This window comes from Saccharopolyspora flava, from assembly GCF_900116135.1.
Taxonomy (GTDB): domain Bacteria; phylum Actinomycetota; class Actinomycetes; order Mycobacteriales; family Pseudonocardiaceae; genus Saccharopolyspora; species Saccharopolyspora flava.
Map to the genome: position 1 here is coordinate 264,054 of NZ_FOZX01000004.1, position 16,688 is coordinate 280,741.

The following is a 16,688-nucleotide window of genomic DNA, read 5'->3' on the forward strand; positions in this document are numbered from 1 at the left end:
GAGCGCCCCCACCCGTATGTGTGTTCGAACCGCGTCCGGTGGTCGAATGAAGGGGGTGTGAGGAGGTGTGGGCGTGTCCTTGTTCTGGCGGGTGTTCCTGCTCAACGCCGCGGTGCTCTCCGGCGCGACGGCGTTGCTGGTGCTCAGCCCGGCCACGGTGTCCACGCCGGTGCTGCCCGCCGAGGGGCTGATCCTGGTCGCCGGGCTGGCCGCGATGCTCGTGGCCAACGCGCTGCTGCTGCGCATCGGGTTCCTGCCGCTGCGGCGGCTGACCCGCGCGATGACCACCATCGACCTGCTGCGGCCGGGCTCGCGCCCGCCGGTGGCCGGGCACGGCGGCATCGCGGACCTGATCAAGGCGTTCAACGCGATGCTCGACCGGCTCGAGATCGAGCGCGCCACGAGCAACGCCCGGGCCCTGTCGGCGCAGGAGGCCGAGCGCCGCCGCATCGCCCGCGAGCTCCACGACGAGGTCGGGCAGAGCCTGACCGCGGTGCTGCTGGAGATGCGCAGGGTGTCCGACGAGGCGCCGGAAGCCGTGGCCACCGCCCTGCACCAGGTGCAGGAGACCACCCGCGACAGCCTCGACGAGATCCGCCGCATCGCCCGGCGGCTCCGCCCCGGGGTGCTGGAGGAGCTCGGCCTGGCCAGCGCGCTCAAGTCGCTCACCGCGGAGGTGCGCGGCGGGGCGGCGCGCTGCCGGATCGACGGCGAGCTGCCCGAGCTGGGCGAGGAGGTCGAGCTGGTCATCTACCGGGTGGCGCAGGAGAGCATCACCAACGCCGTCCGGCACGCGCAGGCCGCCCGCATCGATCTGAGCGTGCGCGTCGAGCGCTCCGCGGTGCGGCTGCGGATCCGCGACGACGGCGTGGGCATCGGTGACGCCGCGGAGGGCGCGGGCATCCGGGGCATGCGCGAGCGCGCGCTGCTCGCCGGTGCCGTGCTGGCGGTCGAGCCCGCTCCCGAAGGGGGTACGGAGGTGCGGCTCGACGTGCCGATCCAGAACGGGAGCGGGCGATGACCGACCCGACGCGCATCCTGCTCGCCGACGACCACGTGCTGGTCCGGCGCGGAGTCCGGCTGATCCTCGACAACGAGCCCGACCTCACCGTCGTCGCCGAGGCCGGTGACGGGGCCGAGGCGGTCGAGCTGGCCCGCACCCACCGGCCGGACCTGGCCATCCTCGACATCGCGATGCCGCGGCTGACCGGGTTGCAGGCGGCGCGCCAGCTGATCCGGCTGCAACCGGACCTGCGGGTGCTGATCCTGACGATGTACGACAACGAGCAGTACCTGTTCGAGGCGCTCAAGTCCGGTGCCTCCGGGTACGTGCTCAAGTCCGTCGCCGACCGCGACCTGGTGGAGGCCTGCCGCGCCGCCGTGCGCGGCGAGCCGTTCCTGTACCCGGGCGCGGTGACGGCGCTGATCCGCAGCTACCTCGAGCGCGTGGAGCACGGCGCGGCGGTACCGGAGCGGGCCATCACCGATCGCGAGGAGGAGATCCTCAAGCTCGTCGCCGAGGGGCACTCCTCGAAGGAGATCGCCGACCTGCTCGTCATCAGCATCAAGACCGTGGAGCGCCACCGCTCCAACCTGATGGCGAAGCTGGGCATGAAGGACCGGCTGGAGCTCACCCGATACGCGATCCGGGCCGGACTCATCGAACCCTGAGCGTCCGGGTTCGCCGTCGTTCATCTCGAACCGGGTTGGTCGGAGGCCGCTTTCGCGTACCGCTCCGCGAGTCGCGCGAAGGCGGCCCTGAGCTCCGCGGGACCGATCACCTCGATGTCCGCGTCGTACTTGCCGATCTCGGCGGCCAGCGCCCGCCAGGACCACGACCCGAGCACGAGCCGGCACCGGTCGTCGGTCAGCGCCTCGACGACACCGTCGTAGGTGTAGCGGGAGACCGTGGCCGCGGGCAGGTCGAGGACGACTTCCCCTCGGCACGGCCAGTCCTGCGACCCTTGGAACCGGCCGCGGACGAAGGCCGCCACGTCCCCGCCCGGCAGCGCGCGGGGCGTGAAGCGCGGTCCGGTCGGCACGCGCGGCGTGATGCGGTCGGCGCGGAAGATCCGCCAGTCCGCGCGGTCGAGGTCCCAGGCGACGAGGTACCAGCGCCCGCCCCAGGTGATCAGGTGGTGCGGGTGAACCCGGCGCGGGGCCTCGGACCCGCTGTAGTCGAAGCGCAGTTCCTCGCGCGCGTGCACCGCTCCGCTGAGCGCCATCAGCACGTCGCTGCCGACCCGGTGCGCCGTGCTGCGCTCCACGGCGGTCACCCGCAGCGAGTCGATCCGGTGCCGCAGCCGGGAGGGCATCACCTGGCGCACCGTGGTCAGCGCGCGGGTCGCGCCCTCCTCGATGCCGGCGCCCGCGGTGGTGGCGATGCGCAGCGCGATGGCCAGCGCGACCGCCTGCTCGTCGTCGAACAGCAGCGGCGGCAGGTCGCTGCCCGCCTCCAGGCGGTACCCGCCGTCGGGTCCCTTGACCGTCGAGATCGGATAGCCCAGTTCCCGCAACCGGTCGACGTCGCGGCGCACCGTGCGGTCGCTGACCTCCAAGCGCTTGGCCAGCGCGCGACCGGGCCAGTCCCGCCGTGCCTGGAGCAGGGACAGCAGCGCGAGCAACCGGGCTGAGGTGGTCGGCATATCTCCCATCGTGCACCCGATAGCGGACACGTCCTGACCGCTACCGGTGCCACCCTGCTCGTATGACTGCTACGAAGAACGCGCTCGAGGTCGAGAAGCGGGACTTGCTCGCCGAACTCGCCACCGCGCGCGAACAGGTGCTCATCACCGTGCGCGGCCTCAGCGACGAACAGCTGGGCGAACGTCCCACCCGCAGCGAGCTGTGCCTGGGCGGCATCGTCAAGCACGTCGCCAGCACCGAGGAGGGATGGCTGCGGTTCGTCGTGGAGGGCTCGTCGGCGATGTCCTTCGACCTGCCCGACGGTGTCACCTGGAGTGACATCGAGTCCGGCACCGCCCGCGAGTACCCGCAGTGGATGACCGACCGGCTCAACGACTTCCAGATGCTGCCCGGCGACACCCTCGACGGGATCCTGGAGCGCTACGCGCAGGTGGCGGCCCGCACCGAGGAGATCGTCGCCGCGCTGCCGGACCTGCTGATCGAGCACCCGGTGCCGGATGCCCCGTGGAACGAGCCGGGCACCGTGCTCAGCGCGCGGCGCGTGCTGCTGCACGTGATCTCCGAGACCGCCCAGCACGCCGGGCACGCGGACATCATCCGCGAAACGCTCGACGGCCGGACCACCACCTGATCCCGTGGTGGTTCTCGACGACCGGGCGCTCAACCGAGCGAGCCTGGCCCGGCAGCTGCTGCTCGAACCCGCGGCACTCGCGCCGCGCGACGCCGTCGCGCACCTGTGCGGCCTGCAGGCCCAGCAACCGCAGGAACCCTTCGTCGGCCTCTGGTCGCGGCTGCGCGCGTTCGACCCGGCCGAGCTCTCGGACCTGCTCACCGCGAAGCGCGTGGTGCGGACGCACCTGATGCGCCGCACCATCCACCTGCTGACGGCGGAGGACGTGCTGGCCTGGCGCACGCGCCACGAGGCGATGCTGCTGCAGCGCGTCCTCGGCGTCTACCGGCGCGAACTGTCGGGGATGGACCTCGACGAGCTCGCCGCGGAAGGGCGGGAGGTGCTGGACGGAGGCGAGGCGCGTTCGATGGCCGAGCTCGGCGCCGCGGTGGCCCGGAACCGGCCTGGCATCAGCCCTCGAGCGCTGGGGGAGACGCTGGTGGGGGCGCTGATCCCGGTGGTCCAGCTGCCGCCGCGCGGGCTGTGGCGGACCGGGGGAGCGGCGCGCTACCTGCCGATCTCGACCTGGCTCGGTCGCGAGGTCGAGCCCGCCTCACCGGACGACGGGGTGGGGCGGGAGCTCGTGCGCCGCTACCTCGCGGCCTTCGGTCCCGCCGCCACCGCCGACATCCGCGCCTGGTCGGGTCTGGCGGGACTGCCGGACGCGGTCAAGGCGCTGCGCGCGGAACTGGTGTCGTTCCGGGACGTGCGCGGCCGCGAGCTGCTGGACCTGCCCGACGCCCCGCGCCCGGACCCGGACGTGCCTGCGCCCGTGCGGTTCCTGCCCGCCTTCGACAACGCGGTCCTCGGATACCAGGACCGCAGCCGCGTGGTCGACGACGAGCACCGCGGTGTGTCGGTGGCCGGTGAGCGCGTCGTCCTGGTGGACGGGCGCGTCGCCGGAACCTGGCGGTGCACCGGCGACACGGTGGACATCGCGCCGCTGCGCAGGTTCTCCCGCCGCGAGCGGACGGAACTGCTCGAACGGGGAGCTGCGCTGGCCGCGTTCCTGTCGGACGGGGCCGGCGACCGCGTGAGGATCGAGTAGGCGCCCGGGGGCGCAACCTCCGTACCTCCCGGGGGAACGGCTCCGCGGTGACCGGCGACGCGCCGTGATGTGGTGGCGATTCGATCAACGGGTGTGCACAGTGGAGGACATGGTGTTCCGCGTACCCGCGCCCTCCGACGTCCTCGGACTCGCGAAGTCGACCGTGGGCTGGGCGACCGAATCGGCCACCGCCGTGGCCACCGCCCCGACCCGCGTCCTCGGTCTCCTCGGTGACGCGGAGCAGCTCGTCCGCCGCATCTCCGCGGTCGTCGACCAGGTCGAGGACCTGGTCCAGCGAGCCAACGGCACCGTCGAGGACGCTCAGGACACGATCCAGGACGCCCGGGCCGTCGCCGTCGCCGCGGCGCCGATCGTCTCCGACGCCGGGCGGGTCTCGGCGATGGCCGAGGCGGTGGTCGGGCGCGCGAGCGGGGTGTGCGACGACGCGGCCAAGACCGTCGACCAGGTGCGGCGCACCTCGGCCGACGCCGACGAGCTGCTCGCGGTCTACGCGCCGACGGCCAAGAAGGCCGCGCCGCTGCTGGACCGGTTCGTCGACGAGCTCTCCGAGTCCGAGGTCGACGCGGCGATCCGGCTGGTCGACGAGCTCCCGCAGCTCACCGAGCACGTGCTGTCGGACATCCTGCCGATCCTGCGCACGCTCGACCGGGTCGGTCCGGAGATCCACGAACTCCTCGAGGTCACCTACGACGTCCGCCGGGCGATCGCCGGCATCCCGGGCTTCCAGTTCTTCCGCCGCCGAGGGGAGGACAAGGTCGGCGACGAGGAGGACGGGAAGCCCGAGCCGGTCAAGGCGGGGGACTGACGCCCGGCGGACATCGCGGGAATCCCGTCAGTTCCGGGGTTCTTCGACCGGTACCGCCGGAATGGCCGGTACCGCCGCGATCATCTCGGCGGCCAGCAACGGCTGCAGGGGCACGGCCGGTGTCGCCGCGGTCGTGGCGAGCGGCGCGGTGCACTCGGTTCCCCGGGCGGTGCGGATGCTCCAGACCGCGACGCCATCGGCGTTGCGCAGCTCGACGCCCTCGTCGCCGACGGTGAGCACGGCACCCGGGTGGCCGTCGGTCCCGGTCGACCACACGATCCCGCCGCGCCGGTCGTAGAGCACGAGATCGCCGCTGTCGAGCAGCTTGCAGCGGCCGGTCCCGCGCCCCTGGGTGTCGGAGGCCCAGAGCGCTCCGCGACCTTCGTTGCTGTAGAGCACCAGGTTCCCGTCGTCCTGGTGGGTCAGCGTGTGACGACCGGACTCGGAGGTCAGCGACTGGCGGCCGAGCGTCTGGCCGGGCAGCATCCGGTCGCCAATCGCGGCCGGTCCCGAGGGCGCGACCGAGGCGCTGCCGGAGGTCCAGACGGTCTCGCCGCCGGCGTCGGTGATGACGACCTCGCCGCTGTCGCGCACCGCGAGCTCGGTGGCCGGGCGCGTCGCCCCGCTGCACCAGATTCGCTTGCCCCGCGGGGAGAACAGGACGAGCCCGTCGGTGTCGCGCAGCGCGCACAAGGCGGTGTCGGCGCCGCAGGTGTTCGACGCCCACCACGCCCGCAGCGACTCGGTGTCGTAGAGCACGATGTTCCCGTCGTCCTGGTGCACCAGCGAGAAGCGCCCGTTCGGCGAGGTGAGCGATTCGCGGCGCAACGTCTGCCCGACGCGCATCCGGTCACCGGTGGCGTAGTCGCCCGGTGCGTACTCCTCCAAGGCGTTCTCGTCCGGGCCGGTGTCCCCGTCATCGCCCCGGTCATCGACCTCGTCCTCCTCGTCGTCGCCGGTGAGGACGAAGAAGTCCGTGACGAAGCAGGTGATCTCACCGTCGGCGTTGCGGCCGACCCAGGTCGGGTAGTGGCCGTCGCCGCCGCCGGAGGAGCACACCACGACGATCGTGCGGTCCTCCTCGTCGGCGAGCCTGCCGACCCCGGTGAAGTCGCGCTCCTCCAGGCATTCCAGGACGCGGTCGATGTAGTCCTCGTCGTCGCAGTGGGCGAGGTTGCCCGCGTCGACGAAACCACCGGTGCCGCCGTCGACCGGGTAGCCGAAGAAGGAGTGGCCGTCCAGCGTCGTCGCGTCCTGCCCGGCGACCACGGCCATCTCCCAGGAGGTGGACGGCTCGTCGCGGACCTGGATCTTGATCGCGGCCACCACCTGGTACCAGCTCGGCTGGTCGGCCTCGCCGAAGCGGGCTTCGGCCAGCACCACCGGGTAGGTGCCCGGCGGGACCTCCTGGACGAACGCCCCGTCCTCGGCGGAACCGAACATGAAGGGCTCACCGGCGTAGACCTTGCCGGAGGGCATCCACAGCGACGTCTCCCGGTGCAGCCGGACGGTGGCGCCGTCGCCGTCGGAGAGCTCGTGGCGGGAACCGTCGACGAAGATCTGGTCGAAGTCGGGGGCGGGGATCGGCATGGGGGCTCTTCCGTTGTGCGGTCGGGTCGTTGTGAACACGTGGCGGGGCCCGCCTTCGGTTCTGATCACCTCGCGCCGCCGGGATGGCGGTCGTCGCGCGGGCGTGATCGGCCCGCGCGACGACCGCAGAGCGCCTCCGGTCTCGTCTTCCCACTCTGGAGTTGTCAAACAGCAAGCCGCGCAGGCATGTTGGGTCAACCGGCCCGGAGGTCGGTGCGGTGCGTCATGCCGTCAGCGGCGGTGGACCGCGCGAAAAAGAATGCGTGGTGGCGAATTCCGGTTGGGGTGCGGGCATCGTCGTGAACATCGGTGCGTTCCTTCCGAGCACTGTGGACCGTCGAGGGGGTCGAATTCCGGGGTTCATCGCATTCGAACTCATGTACTAAATGATGCACGGCGCGGTTCGAAAAGGCGAGCGAATCGGCATCGCTGGATGGGGTGATCGTCGCGATCACTCAGCGAAACGAATTGATGTGAAAGACTTTTCAGTCCGACTCGGTGGAGTGGCGCTGCTCGGGCGGCAGCAACGCCGGGTACCAGATGTCGGTCAGCGTCACCGCGGGATCGGTCTCGCCGGTGTCCAGCGTGCCCTGCACGGCCCAGCGCGTGAAGAACCGCTCCAGCTGGGTCACCAGGAGCCCGACCCGCAGCCGGGCCTCGTCGTCGCGGTCCTGGCCCCACCGCTCGAGGTAGCGCGGCATCGCCGCCGGCAGCTCCGCCACCGCCTCCGTTGCGATCGGCCGGAACGAGGGTTCCAGGGCCACCGCCTCGTCCCACACCGGCAGGATGTCCCGGTTGCGCTCGAACCAGTCCACGGCGCGGCGCAGCCACTCCGCGAACTCGGCTCGCGAGCCGCTCGCCAGCACCTCGTCCAGGTCGGCGTAGACCGAGACCGCGCGCTGCTGCACCGTTTCGGCGCCGATCCGCCGCAGCACGTCGGGTTTTCCGCTGAAGTGCAGGTAGAAGGTCGCGCGGCTGCAGCCGACCTCGGTGGTGATGTCGTCGACGGTGACCGCCGCGTAGCCGCGCTCGACGAACAACCGCCGGGCCGCGGTCAGCAGGGCACCGCGGGTCCGCTGCTTCTGCTGCTGCCGGAGGGTCGTCACGGGCCCGACCCTACCCGGCATCCACTCACTAGACACCGCGTCAGCGAAATGGCAGAGTCGACCGGCGATCGCTCCGCGAGGGAGCGTTCGTCGATCGCATCGCGACGAGGAGGTTGCCGATGGGTTCGGATCCGGTGGTCTGCATCATCGGTGCCGGGTGCTCCGGCTTCACCACCGCCAAGCGGCTGCGCGACGCGGGGATCCGCTACGACTGCTTCGAGGAGTCCGACGACGTCGGCGGGAACTGGTACTTCGACAACCCCAACGGAAGGTCCGCCTGCTACGAATCGCTGCACATCGACACCTCGACCACCCGCTTGCAGTTCGAGGACTTCCCGGCGCCCCCGGACTGGCCGGACTTCCCGCACCACACGCTGATCCACCGGTACTTCCGCGACTACGTCGAGCACTTCGGTCTGCGCGAGACCATCACCTTCAACACCCGCGTGGAGCACGCCGCCCGCACCTCCGACGGCCGCTGGCGAGTCCGGTTGAGCAGCGGCGAGACCCGCGACTACGACGCGCTGGTGGTCGCCAACGGCCACCACTGGAACCCGCGCACCCCGCAGTACCCGGGCGAGTTCACCGGCACCACCCTGCACAGCCACGCCTACCGCAGCCCGTTCTCGCCGGTCGACATGCGGGGCAAGCGGGTCGTGGTGGTCGGCATGGGCAACTCGGCGCTGGACATCGCCTCGGAGCTCTCGCACCGCTCCATCGCCGAGCACGTGTGGGTCTCGGCCCGGCGCGGCGTGTGGGTGCTGCCGAAGTACCGCGGCGGCAAGCCCGCCGACAAGCTCATGATGCCGCCCTGGATGCCGAAACCGCTGGCACTGCGCTTGGCGCGGAAGGCGATTCGCGGCAACGTGGGCGCCATGCGGGACTACGGCCTGCCCGAACCCGACCACGAACCGCTGGCCGCGCACCCCTCGGTGAGCATCGATTTCCTCGCCAAGTCCGGGTCCGGCGACCTGACCTGCGTGCCCGCGATCAGCAGGCTCGACGGCGACGAGATCGAGTGCACCGACGGCAGGCGCATCGCGGCCGACGTGATCGTGTTCGCCACCGGCTACACGATGAGCTTCCCGTTCTTCGACGACGCGGAGCTGCAGCCCGACGCCGAGCACCGGTTCCCGCTGTACAAGCGGATTCTCAAGCCCGGCATCGACAACCTCTACTTCGCCGGGCTGGCGCAGGCCTCGCCGACGATCGTCAACCTCGCCGAGCAGCAGAGCAAGCTCATCGCCGCGCACCTCACCGGCGAGTACCGGCTTCCCGATCCCGCGCGGATGCGGCGGATCATGGGGCAGGACGAGCGCGCGCACCTGCGCCAGTACTACGACGCGCCGCGGCACACCATCCAGCTCGACTTCGCCCGGTACGTCCGCGATCTGCGCCGCGAGATCGCCGCAGGAAGGAAACGAGCCCGATGACCAACGGTCGCTGCGCACCCCGGTTCGCACCGCTGCGGGACCTGCTGGAACGACGACTGGCCGACGGCCAGGAGCGCGGCGCCTCGCTGTGCGTGATCCAGGACGGCGAGACGGTCGTGGACCTGTGGGGCGGCGAGGCCTCCGACGGCGTGCCGTGGGAGGCCGACACGCTGGTCAACACGTTCTCGGTGACCAAGACGATGCTCGCGCTGGTGGTGCTGCGGCTCGCCGACTCCGGCGAGCTGGACCTGGACGCGCCGGTGGCGCGCTACTGGCCGGAGTTCGCCGAGCGGGGCAAGGGCGGGGTGCTGGTCCGGCACGTCCTCGGGCACACCAGCGGGCTTCCGGGCTGGGACGCGACGATGACCGTCGAGGACCTCTACGACACGCGCCGGGCGGCGGCGCTGCTGGCCGCGCAGCGGCCGTGGTTCGAGCCGGGGGACGGGTCGGGTTACCAGGCCATCAGCCACGGCCACCTGCTCGGCGAGCTCGTGCTGCGGGCCACCGGGCGCTCCGCCGGGGAGCTGCTGCGCACCGGGTTCGCCGAACCGCTGGGCGCCGATTACTGGCTCGGCGCACCGGAATCGGTGGACGCGCGGGTCGCGCGGCTCAAGTCGCCGCCGCACGCGCCGGAGCTGGGGGAGTTCGGGCAGCGGGCGCTGCTCAACCCGCTGTTCTCGATGAAGGTGACCACCACGCGGGAGTTCCTGGGCGCCGAGCTCGGCGGGTTCAACGGCCAGGGCAACGCGCGCTCGGTGGCGCGGATGCAGTCGCCGATCTCGCACGGCGGCGAGATCGGGGGCAGGCGCTACCTGTCGTCGCAGGTCATCGAGCGGATCTTCGAGCTGCAGTCCGACGCTCCGGACCGGGTTCTGGGACACCGGATCCCGTTCGGGATGGGCTACGCGCTGCCGACGCCGGAGCTGCTGCCGACGCCGTCCGGGCGGATCTGCTGGTGGGTCGGGCACGGCGGTGCCGTGGTGGTCAACGACCTCGACCGGCGGATGACGCTGGCCTACGCGATGAACAAGATGGCGGCCGAGCTCGTGGGAGCGGCCAAGACCCGCGACTACGTGCGCACGACCTACGAGTGCCTGGGGGTCTGAGCGCGGTACCGGCGCTCCCGCGGGAACGCCGGTACCGCGACCGGCGCGTCAGGCGCCGAAGCCCTTGAAGAGGGTGGTGAACTCGAAGGGCTGCTGCTCGATGCTGCTGCAGGTCGGCGACACCGCGCCGCCCGGGCAGTCACCGTTGTCCCGGCCGGCCGACCAGAACGACAGCAGGCCGATCTTGTTGGTGTTGGCCCAGTCCAGCAGCTGACGCGCGTCGTCCTGGGTGAAGATGTTGCCGTTGAAGTTGCGGCCGATCATCGGCGTCACGCCCAGCCGGGCCCTGAGGTCGGCGTCGCTGAGGTTCGGCCAGATCTCCTTCATCTGCCGCAGCGTGCTCTCGGCGGCGGCGATCACCGCGTCGCCCCAGGGCTTCTGCGAACCGAACTCCATGGTCATCGGGTTGACCAGCACGTCGACGCCGTGCGCGGCGGCGCTCTGCAACACCTGCACCGAGTAGGGGTCGAGACCGGTCTCGTCGGCCTGCACCCGCAGCGTGTAGCTGATCTTGGTGCCGCGCTCGGCCTGGAGCTTGGCCAGCGCCTCGTTGACGAGGTCCTGCGGGATGTTGGCCTCGACGTCGACGTCGAGGTGGTTGGCGCCGGTCGCGTCGAGGATCGCCTTGTAGGCGCCCAGCAGCTCGTCGGCGCTGCCGCAGACGCTCTCCAGGTAGGGGCCCATCGCGCCGCCGGTGGCGACGATGACATCGCCGCCCTTCGCGCGCAGCTCGTCGATCTGGCCCTTGATGGCCGGGTCGTCGACGGCCCGCTCGCCGCCCCACATCGGGGTGCAGCCCGCGGCGCTGCCGAGCACGAAGGCCAGCGTGAAGTGCTGCTGGCCGGTGGCGTCGGCGACCTCGGTGAGGGTCGGCTTCTCCTGCATCACGTCGATGTAGGGCGCGGTCTTGATCTCGGCCGGGGCGGGGGCGAGCGGGGCGGGGGCGTCCTGCGCCAGGGCGGATCCTGCCGCCAGGGGCAGCATCGAACCGGCGACGAGGGCGGTCACGATCTTGCGGGGGATGCGCATGAGGATTCTCCGGGGGATCACTGGAACTCGGCGATGATCTTGGTGAACTCGTAGGGCTGCTGCTCGACGCTGCTGCACTTGCCGTCGGCCCAGCCGCCGGGCTCGGTGCAGACGCGGTCGCGGTTGAGGGCCCAGTAGGAGAGGCGGCCGATCTGCTTCTGCTTCGCGTAGTCGAGCAGCGCGCGGAAGGTGTCCGGGGTGAACAGCTCGGACGGCTGGTCGGTGTGGCCGTTCATGAGGATCACGCCGGTGCGGGCGTAGGCCGCGGCGTCGTCGAACTCGGGGTGGATCTGGCGCAGCTGCTGGTGGAAGGCCTCGGCGACGGAGATGGCGCTGTTGGCCATGTCCTGGCCGGGGCCGCCGTAGTCGAAGTCCATGATCTTGAACAGGTCGATCTCGGCACCCATGTCCTTGGCGCGCTGGATCTCGGCCTTGCCCGCCTCGTTGAGACCGACGGTCGTCATCGGCAGCGTCAGGGTGACGTGCAGGTCGGCGTTGCGCTCCTTGAGGATCTTGATGGCCTCGAAGCGCTTGGTCTCGTTGGGCACGTCGCCCAGGTCGTCGCCCTCGATGTCGAGGTCGATGTGGTTGAGCTCGTACTTGTCGATCACCTGCTGGTAGGCATCGGCGAGCGCGGTGGCGTCGGCGCAGGCCGCGGCGAGCTCGATGCCGTTGTAGCCGCCGAAGGACACCGACAGGTTGCCGCCCGCGGCGCGCACCGCGTCGGCCTTGGCCTTCACGGCGGTGTCGGTGGCGACCTCCTGACCGGGCTTGCCGTCCCAGGTCGGCGTGCAGGAATCGGTGGAGGGCGCCAGGGCGAAGGCGAAGATGTAGTCCTTCTGCCCGCTGGACTGGATCGCCTCGGCGATGTCCTGCGGGTTGTTGTCCAGCGGCATGTAGTACGGAGCCGCCTTGAGATCGCCGGGCGCGGCCTGCGCGGCCTGCCCGGTCAGGGCGCCGGCGATCGGCAGCATCAGCAGTCCGGCCGCCAGCGCGGCCCAGCGGATCGGTTTCCTCGTCACGGGGTCTCCCCTCAGGACGACCCGGTCGCGAATCCTCGGGTCGTGAATCGATCCGGAACGCGGCGCGCTCGGCCCCGGAGAACGGTCAGGTGGAATTCCGATAGCGCGGCAGAACGTATGGTCCGGCCTGTGCGGTGTCAACGGGTCTAGACCATGTTGGCGAAACTGCGAAGCGGTGATCGTCGAGGTCGCGGCGTTGAAAGCGGCTGCGATGGGGAATGATTCGGCTGGTCATCGCAATTTCGCGCGGATGTGTCGCGGTATTTTCGCGTCAGGGGGATCGCATTCTCGGGGAAGTGGCAAAATCCCAGTCTGCGCCGATTCTTCCCGGTTGCGGGCGCTGCGCGGAAGGCCTTCTCCACTACGTCGTTCCGGGGGTGCTGCGCGTTAGCCGAATCGGACGGTGCCGAAGATCACGTTCCGGGGCAGGTTCGAAAGCCGCGCGGAAATGCCCGTTCTCGGCCGGATTCGATGCCGGATTCGTTCACTCGCAACCGATTTGAGCGTCGTTGTCCGCTTCTCCCCGCGCTGCGGGGGCGTTCTACGGTGCCCTCCTCACCGCGCCGTTGGCAGAAGGAGTGAACGAGGCCCCATGACGCACTACGCCAAGCACACGCCGAAGCGCAAGGCGCTGGTGGCGGCAGCGGCTCTGTCCACCGTAACGCTGTCGACCCTGCTGGGCGCCTCCCCGGCCGGAGCGCAGCCCGACCAGGCGGGGTCCGCCTCCGAGGCGGCGCAGAAGCTGCGGGACCTGTCGCGGCAGGCCGAAGAGGTCACCGAGCAGTACAAGAAGGCGCAGGACGACCACGAGGCCAAGCGCCGTGACCTCGACCGGTTCAACGCCGAGGCGCAGCAGGCCGACCAGGTCGCCGCGGGCGCGCACGCGCAGGAGGAGCAGCTGCGCGGTCAGGTCGACCGGCTCAGCAAGGCCTCCTACAAGGGCTCGCGGATGAACTCCATCGCCGCGATCCTCAACTCCGAGAGCCCGGACGCCTTCCTGGACCGCGCCTCCACGCTCGACCTCATGTCGCAGCACAACAGCCGGTCGGTGCACGCCCTCTCGGACGCCACCCACCGCGCCGAGAGCGCCCGGCAGCAGGCCTACACCGCCCGCGCCGCGGCCCAGCGCGCCGAAGCCGACGCGGCCCGGCTCGAAGGCGACATCGCCAACCGCAAGAAGGACATGGACGCCCAGGTGTCCAAGGTCAAGGAGACCTACGAGGAGCTCAGCGACTCGGACAAGGACGCGCTGTCCGGCGTGAAGAGCAAGGTCGGCGCGCTGCTCGGTTCCGGCGTGGCGATCAAGGCGGTCAACGCGGCGCTGAGCAAGCAGGGCTCGCCGTACGTCTTCGGCGCCAAGGGCCCCAGCTCGTTCGACTGCTCCGGTCTGGTGCAGTGGGCCTACAAGCAGGCGGGCGTGTCGCTGCCGGCCTCGACGCAGTCGCAGGTGTCGGTGGGCACCAAGGTGTCGCAGTCGTCGATGAAGCCCGGCGACCTCATCTTCTTCTACTCCTCGGCCAGCCACGTGGGCATCTACATCGGCAACGGCAAGATGGTGCACGCGCCCACCGAGGGCCAGGACGTCATGGTCGAGCAGGTCAAGTACATGGGCGAGGTGCACAGCGTCCGCCGCGTCGCGGGCTGACCTGGTTCGTCGGGGCGCACGTCGTCGCGGCGCCGCCCGGTGTTAGCCGGGAGCGGCGGTGCGAAGGATCACGATCGGCGGATGGCCGGAGGGCCTCCCTCCACTTCGGCCGGTTGAGATCGTTGTCGCAGCGCACGACTTCATCGAGGGGATTTGGCCGGTTCCGGCCTCCGGTTGAGCGGGCATCTAGGGTGACCGCCCACTGCCGCAGTCCCGCTCGAAGGAGTGAACGGCCCCATGTCGAACGCGCACCACGTCCCCAAGCGCACCGCGCTGCTGGCGGTCGCGGCCGTCTCCACCGCGATGCTCGGCGGCGCCCCGGCGGCGGTGGCCCAGCCCGAGTCCGGCGAGGCGTCGCAGGCCGCGCAGAAGCTGCGCGAGCTGTCCCGGCAGGCCGAGGTCCTCACCGAGGACTACAAGAAGGCGCAGGACGATCACGAGGCCAAGCGCCGCGATCTCGACCGGTTCAACGCCGAGGCGCAGCAGGCCGACAAGGTCGCCGCGGGAGCGCACGCGCAGGAGGAGCAGCTGCGGGGCCGGGTCGACCGGCTCAGCGAGGCCTCCTACAAGGGCGCCCGGATGAACTCGATCGGCGCCGTCCTGGACAGCGAAACCCCGGACGCGTTCCTGGATCGCGCCGCCGCGCTGGACCTGATGGCCCAGCACAACAACGAGGCCGTGCACGCCTTCGCCGACGCCACCCACCGCGCCGAGAGCGCGCAGCAGCAGGCCCACGCGGCCCGCGCCGGAGCGGAGCGGGCCGAGGCCGACGCGGCCCGGCTCGAAGGCGACATCGCCAACCGCAAGAAGGACATGGACGCGCAGGTCGCCAAGGTCAAGGAGCAGTACGAGGAGCTCAGCGAGAAGGACAAGGACGCGCTGTCCGGGGTGACCAGCGCGGTCGGCCAGCTCGCCGGGTCCGGTGCGGCGATCAAGGCGGTGAACGCGGCGCTGAGCAAGCAGGGCTCGCCGTACGTCTTCGGCGCCAAGGGCCCGTCGGAGTTCGACTGCTCGGGCCTGGTGCAGTGGGCCTACAAGCAGGCCGGTGTCGACCTGCCCAGCTCGACGCGGTCCCAGGTCTCGGCGGGCCGCTCGGTGTCCCAGTCGGAGATGAAGCCGGGCGACATCGTCTTCTTCTACAGCTCCGCCAGCCACGACGGCATCTACATCGGCAACGGCAAGATCGTGCACGCCCCGACCGAGGGTCAGGACGTCACGGTCGAGGAGGTCGAGTACATGGGCGAGGTGCACAGCGTCCGCCGCGTCGCGGGCTGACCCGGTTGCGCGCCTCGGGTGGTGTTGCCGCCGTTCGTCACCGGATCGAAACCTCCTCCGCTACAGTGTGTGCTGCTTCGATCACCAAGAGGCATGTTCCAGGTCCCCATCCCGCGTGAACTGGGGTTCGGGCCGAGGCCGAGAACGTTGGGAGAACGGATGTTAAGCAGGATCGCGATGGTGTCGGTGACCGCGGCGGCCACCGTGCTGCCCCTCGGTGCGGCGAGCGCCGCCGCCGAGCCGGCGCCGGAGCCGCAGCTGGTTCCCGGCACCCCCTGCACCGCCACCGCGCACGCGTGCGTGAGCCTGTCGCGCAACCGCGCCTGGCTGATCCGCGCGGGCGAGGTCTACTACGGCGAGGCCTCCGCGCTGGGCGGCCGCCCCGACACCCCCACCCCCGCAGGCACCTTCCACGTGACGTGGAAGGACAAGGACCACCACAGCCGCGAGTTCGACGCCCCGATGCCGAACTCGGTGTTCTTCACCAACACCGGCGTCGCGTTCCACCAGGGCAGCCTCACCGATCGCTCCGCGGGCTGCGTCCACCTGTCGAAGAAGTCCTCCGAGGTGTTCTTCGACAAGCTCCAGGTCGGTGACGAGGTCCAGGTCGTGCCGTGATCGAGCGCTGACCGAGCAGGCCCGTGATCCCGTCCGAGTCCGGCGGGGACGCGGGCCTGTCGCGTCTCAGGAAGTCGCCGGCAGGGCGTCGTCGAGGGTTTTCGCCCACTGGGCCACGATGTTCTCGCGGCGCGTGGAGTCGTCGGTGAGGACGTCGGCGAGGCCCAGGCCGCGCGCCATGTCGAGGGTGGCCTGCACCAGGCGCCGGGTGGTGGGATCGCGGTCGTCGGCGCCGAGCATCTCGATCGCCACCTGGTGGACCGAACGCCCGAACCTGGCCTCCAGCGGGACGATCCGCTCCCGCAGCGACGGGTCCGCCGCGGCGGCCGTCCAGACCTGCAGGGCGGCCTTGAACAGGTCGCCGGTGAAGTAGTCGACCACCCGCGCGACCACGGCCTCGGTGCGGCCGGGCCCCTCGGGAAGCCGGGTGCCCTCCGCGCGGATCTCGGCCATCCGCGCGTCGAACATGTGCTCCAGAGCAGCGGTGATGAGGTCCTCGCGAGCCGGGAAGTGGTGCTGCGCGGCGCCCCGCGACACCCCCGCCCGCTGCGCGGCGGCCGTGACCGTCGTGGCGTCCCACCCCTGCGACGCCAAGCAGTCGATGGTGGCCTCCAGCAAGCGCTGCCGCGTCACGCGACTGCGATCCTGCTTCGGCTCACGCGACCTCATCACCG

Annotated in this window: 17 protein-coding genes; 10 read left to right on the top strand and 7 right to left on the bottom strand. The window is 71.0% G+C overall.

Features of this window, described 5'->3' with window-relative positions; genetic code table 11:
- The first annotated feature begins 73 nt into the window (after positions 1 to 73).
- The gene (locus tag BM424_RS14615) at positions 74 to 1,021 is read left to right on the top strand and encodes a HAMP domain-containing sensor histidine kinase (RefSeq protein ID WP_093418249.1); all 948 of its coding nucleotides are present in this window, start codon (positions 74 to 76) and stop codon (positions 1,019 to 1,021) included.
- Positions 1,018 to 1,671 (top strand): response regulator, encoded by a 654-nt coding sequence (locus BM424_RS14620; RefSeq protein ID WP_093417676.1) that lies wholly within the window; start codon positions 1,018 to 1,020, stop codon positions 1,669 to 1,671. Before BM424_RS14615 ends, BM424_RS14620 begins: the two co-directional genes overlap by 4 nt.
- 20 nt (positions 1,672 to 1,691) lie before the next feature.
- Here BM424_RS14620 and BM424_RS14625 read toward each other — a convergent pair whose 3' ends face one another.
- Entirely contained in the window at positions 1,692 to 2,645 is a 954-nt protein-coding gene (locus BM424_RS14625) for a helix-turn-helix transcriptional regulator (protein ID WP_175548098.1), read from the bottom strand.
- A 62-nt stretch (positions 2,646 to 2,707) separates the two neighbouring features.
- Here BM424_RS14625 and BM424_RS14630 point away from each other — a divergent pair, with 62 nt between their 5' ends.
- The 3 genes from BM424_RS14630 (at position 2,708) to BM424_RS14640 (ending at position 5,190) form a co-directional block, all read left to right on the top strand.
- Positions 2,708 to 3,277 (top strand): DinB family protein, encoded by a 570-nt coding sequence (locus tag BM424_RS14630; RefSeq protein WP_093417680.1) that lies wholly within the window; start codon positions 2,708 to 2,710, stop codon positions 3,275 to 3,277.
- Between the two features lie 4 nt (positions 3,278 to 3,281).
- A complete protein-coding gene (locus BM424_RS14635; protein ID WP_093417683.1) occupies positions 3,282 to 4,364 on the top strand; it encodes a winged helix DNA-binding domain-containing protein in 1,083 nt (360 codons plus the stop codon).
- A gap of 109 nt (positions 4,365 to 4,473) precedes the next feature.
- A complete protein-coding gene (locus tag BM424_RS14640) occupies positions 4,474 to 5,190 on the top strand; it encodes a hypothetical protein (protein ID WP_093417684.1) in 717 nt (238 codons plus the stop codon).
- Positions 5,191 to 5,217: 27 nt separating this feature from the next.
- Here the strand turns inward: BM424_RS14640 and BM424_RS14645 are convergent, their stop codons facing one another.
- The 3 genes from BM424_RS14645 to BM424_RS14650 all read right to left on the bottom strand — a co-directional run bounded on the left by BM424_RS14645 (position 5,218) and on the right by BM424_RS14650 (position 7,886).
- Positions 5,218 to 6,780 carry a DUF4241 domain-containing protein gene (locus tag BM424_RS14645; protein ID WP_093417687.1) on the bottom strand — a complete coding sequence of 521 codons (1,563 nt, stop codon included), beginning with the start codon at positions 6,778 to 6,780 and terminating at the stop codon, positions 5,218 to 5,220.
- Positions 6,781 to 6,974: 194 nt separating this feature from the next.
- A complete protein-coding gene (locus BM424_RS28425; protein WP_139274071.1) occupies positions 6,975 to 7,235 on the bottom strand; it encodes a hypothetical protein in 261 nt (86 codons plus the stop codon).
- 30 nt (positions 7,236 to 7,265) lie between these two features.
- A complete protein-coding gene (locus BM424_RS14650; RefSeq protein ID WP_245775859.1) occupies positions 7,266 to 7,886 on the bottom strand; it encodes a TetR/AcrR family transcriptional regulator in 621 nt (206 codons plus the stop codon).
- Between the two features lie 119 nt (positions 7,887 to 8,005).
- Here BM424_RS14650 and BM424_RS14655 point away from each other — a divergent pair, with 119 nt between their 5' ends.
- Together BM424_RS14655 and BM424_RS14660 are read left to right on the top strand one after the other, a co-directional pair.
- Positions 8,006 to 9,319, top strand: coding sequence for a flavin-containing monooxygenase (locus BM424_RS14655; protein ID WP_093417692.1), 1,314 nt, complete (start codon positions 8,006 to 8,008; stop codon positions 9,317 to 9,319).
- Positions 9,316 to 10,425, top strand: a complete 1,110-nt coding sequence (locus BM424_RS14660; protein ID WP_093417694.1) for a serine hydrolase domain-containing protein — start codon at positions 9,316 to 9,318, stop codon at positions 10,423 to 10,425. The genes BM424_RS14655 and BM424_RS14660 overlap by 4 nt, the downstream gene beginning before the upstream one ends.
- 48 nt (positions 10,426 to 10,473) lie before the next feature.
- Here BM424_RS14660 and BM424_RS14665 read toward each other — a convergent pair whose 3' ends face one another.
- Complete coding sequence (locus BM424_RS14665) at positions 10,474 to 11,454, bottom strand: chitinase (protein WP_093417697.1); 981 nt, start codon at positions 11,452 to 11,454, stop codon at positions 10,474 to 10,476.
- A gap of 17 nt (positions 11,455 to 11,471) precedes the next feature.
- A complete protein-coding gene (locus BM424_RS14670; RefSeq protein ID WP_093417699.1) occupies positions 11,472 to 12,476 on the bottom strand; it encodes a chitinase in 1,005 nt (334 codons plus the stop codon).
- A gap of 592 nt (positions 12,477 to 13,068) precedes the next feature.
- On the opposite strand from BM424_RS14670, the gene BM424_RS14675 reads away from it, so the two are divergent.
- From BM424_RS14675 to BM424_RS14685, 3 genes are all read left to right on the top strand, one after another.
- Positions 13,069 to 14,121: a C40 family peptidase gene (locus tag BM424_RS14675; RefSeq protein WP_093417702.1), complete on the top strand. Its 1,053-nt coding sequence runs from the start codon at positions 13,069 to 13,071 to the stop codon at positions 14,119 to 14,121.
- Positions 14,122 to 14,358: 237 nt separating this feature from the next.
- A complete protein-coding gene (locus BM424_RS14680) occupies positions 14,359 to 15,396 on the top strand; it encodes a C40 family peptidase (RefSeq protein ID WP_093417705.1) in 1,038 nt (345 codons plus the stop codon).
- Between the two features lie 159 nt (positions 15,397 to 15,555).
- Complete coding sequence (locus tag BM424_RS14685) at positions 15,556 to 16,014, top strand: L,D-transpeptidase (RefSeq protein WP_093417707.1); 459 nt, start codon at positions 15,556 to 15,558, stop codon at positions 16,012 to 16,014.
- Positions 16,015 to 16,080: 66 nt separating this feature from the next.
- On the opposite strand, the gene BM424_RS14690 is transcribed toward BM424_RS14685, so the two are convergent.
- Positions 16,081 to 16,683 (bottom strand): TetR/AcrR family transcriptional regulator, encoded by a 603-nt coding sequence (locus BM424_RS14690; protein WP_093417710.1) that lies wholly within the window; start codon positions 16,681 to 16,683, stop codon positions 16,081 to 16,083.
- Between the last annotated feature and the right edge of the window lie 5 nt (positions 16,684 to 16,688).

Coding starts and splice junctions, on each gene's coding strand:
- BM424_RS14620 (WP_093417676.1), top strand. CDS start 1,018: ATGACCGACCCGACGCGCATCCTGCTCGCCGACGACCACGTGCTGGTC.
- BM424_RS14625 (WP_175548098.1), bottom strand. CDS start 2,645: ATGCCGACCACCTCAGCCCGGTTGCTCGCGCTGCTGTCCCTGCTCCAG.
- BM424_RS14630 (WP_093417680.1), top strand. CDS start 2,708: ATGACTGCTACGAAGAACGCGCTCGAGGTCGAGAAGCGGGACTTGCTC.
- BM424_RS14640 (WP_093417684.1), top strand. CDS start 4,474: ATGGTGTTCCGCGTACCCGCGCCCTCCGACGTCCTCGGACTCGCGAAG.
- BM424_RS14645 (WP_093417687.1), bottom strand. CDS start 6,780: ATGCCGATCCCCGCCCCCGACTTCGACCAGATCTTCGTCGACGGTTCC.
- BM424_RS14655 (WP_093417692.1), top strand. CDS start 8,006: ATGGGTTCGGATCCGGTGGTCTGCATCATCGGTGCCGGGTGCTCCGGC.
- BM424_RS14660 (WP_093417694.1), top strand. CDS start 9,316: ATGACCAACGGTCGCTGCGCACCCCGGTTCGCACCGCTGCGGGACCTG.
- BM424_RS14665 (WP_093417697.1), bottom strand. CDS start 11,454: ATGCGCATCCCCCGCAAGATCGTGACCGCCCTCGTCGCCGGTTCGATG.
- BM424_RS14675 (WP_093417702.1), top strand. CDS start 13,069: ATGACGCACTACGCCAAGCACACGCCGAAGCGCAAGGCGCTGGTGGCG.
- BM424_RS14680 (WP_093417705.1), top strand. CDS start 14,359: ATGTCGAACGCGCACCACGTCCCCAAGCGCACCGCGCTGCTGGCGGTC.
- BM424_RS14685 (WP_093417707.1), top strand. CDS start 15,556: ATGTTAAGCAGGATCGCGATGGTGTCGGTGACCGCGGCGGCCACCGTG.
- BM424_RS14690 (WP_093417710.1), bottom strand. CDS start 16,683: ATGAGGTCGCGTGAGCCGAAGCAGGATCGCAGTCGCGTGACGCGGCAG.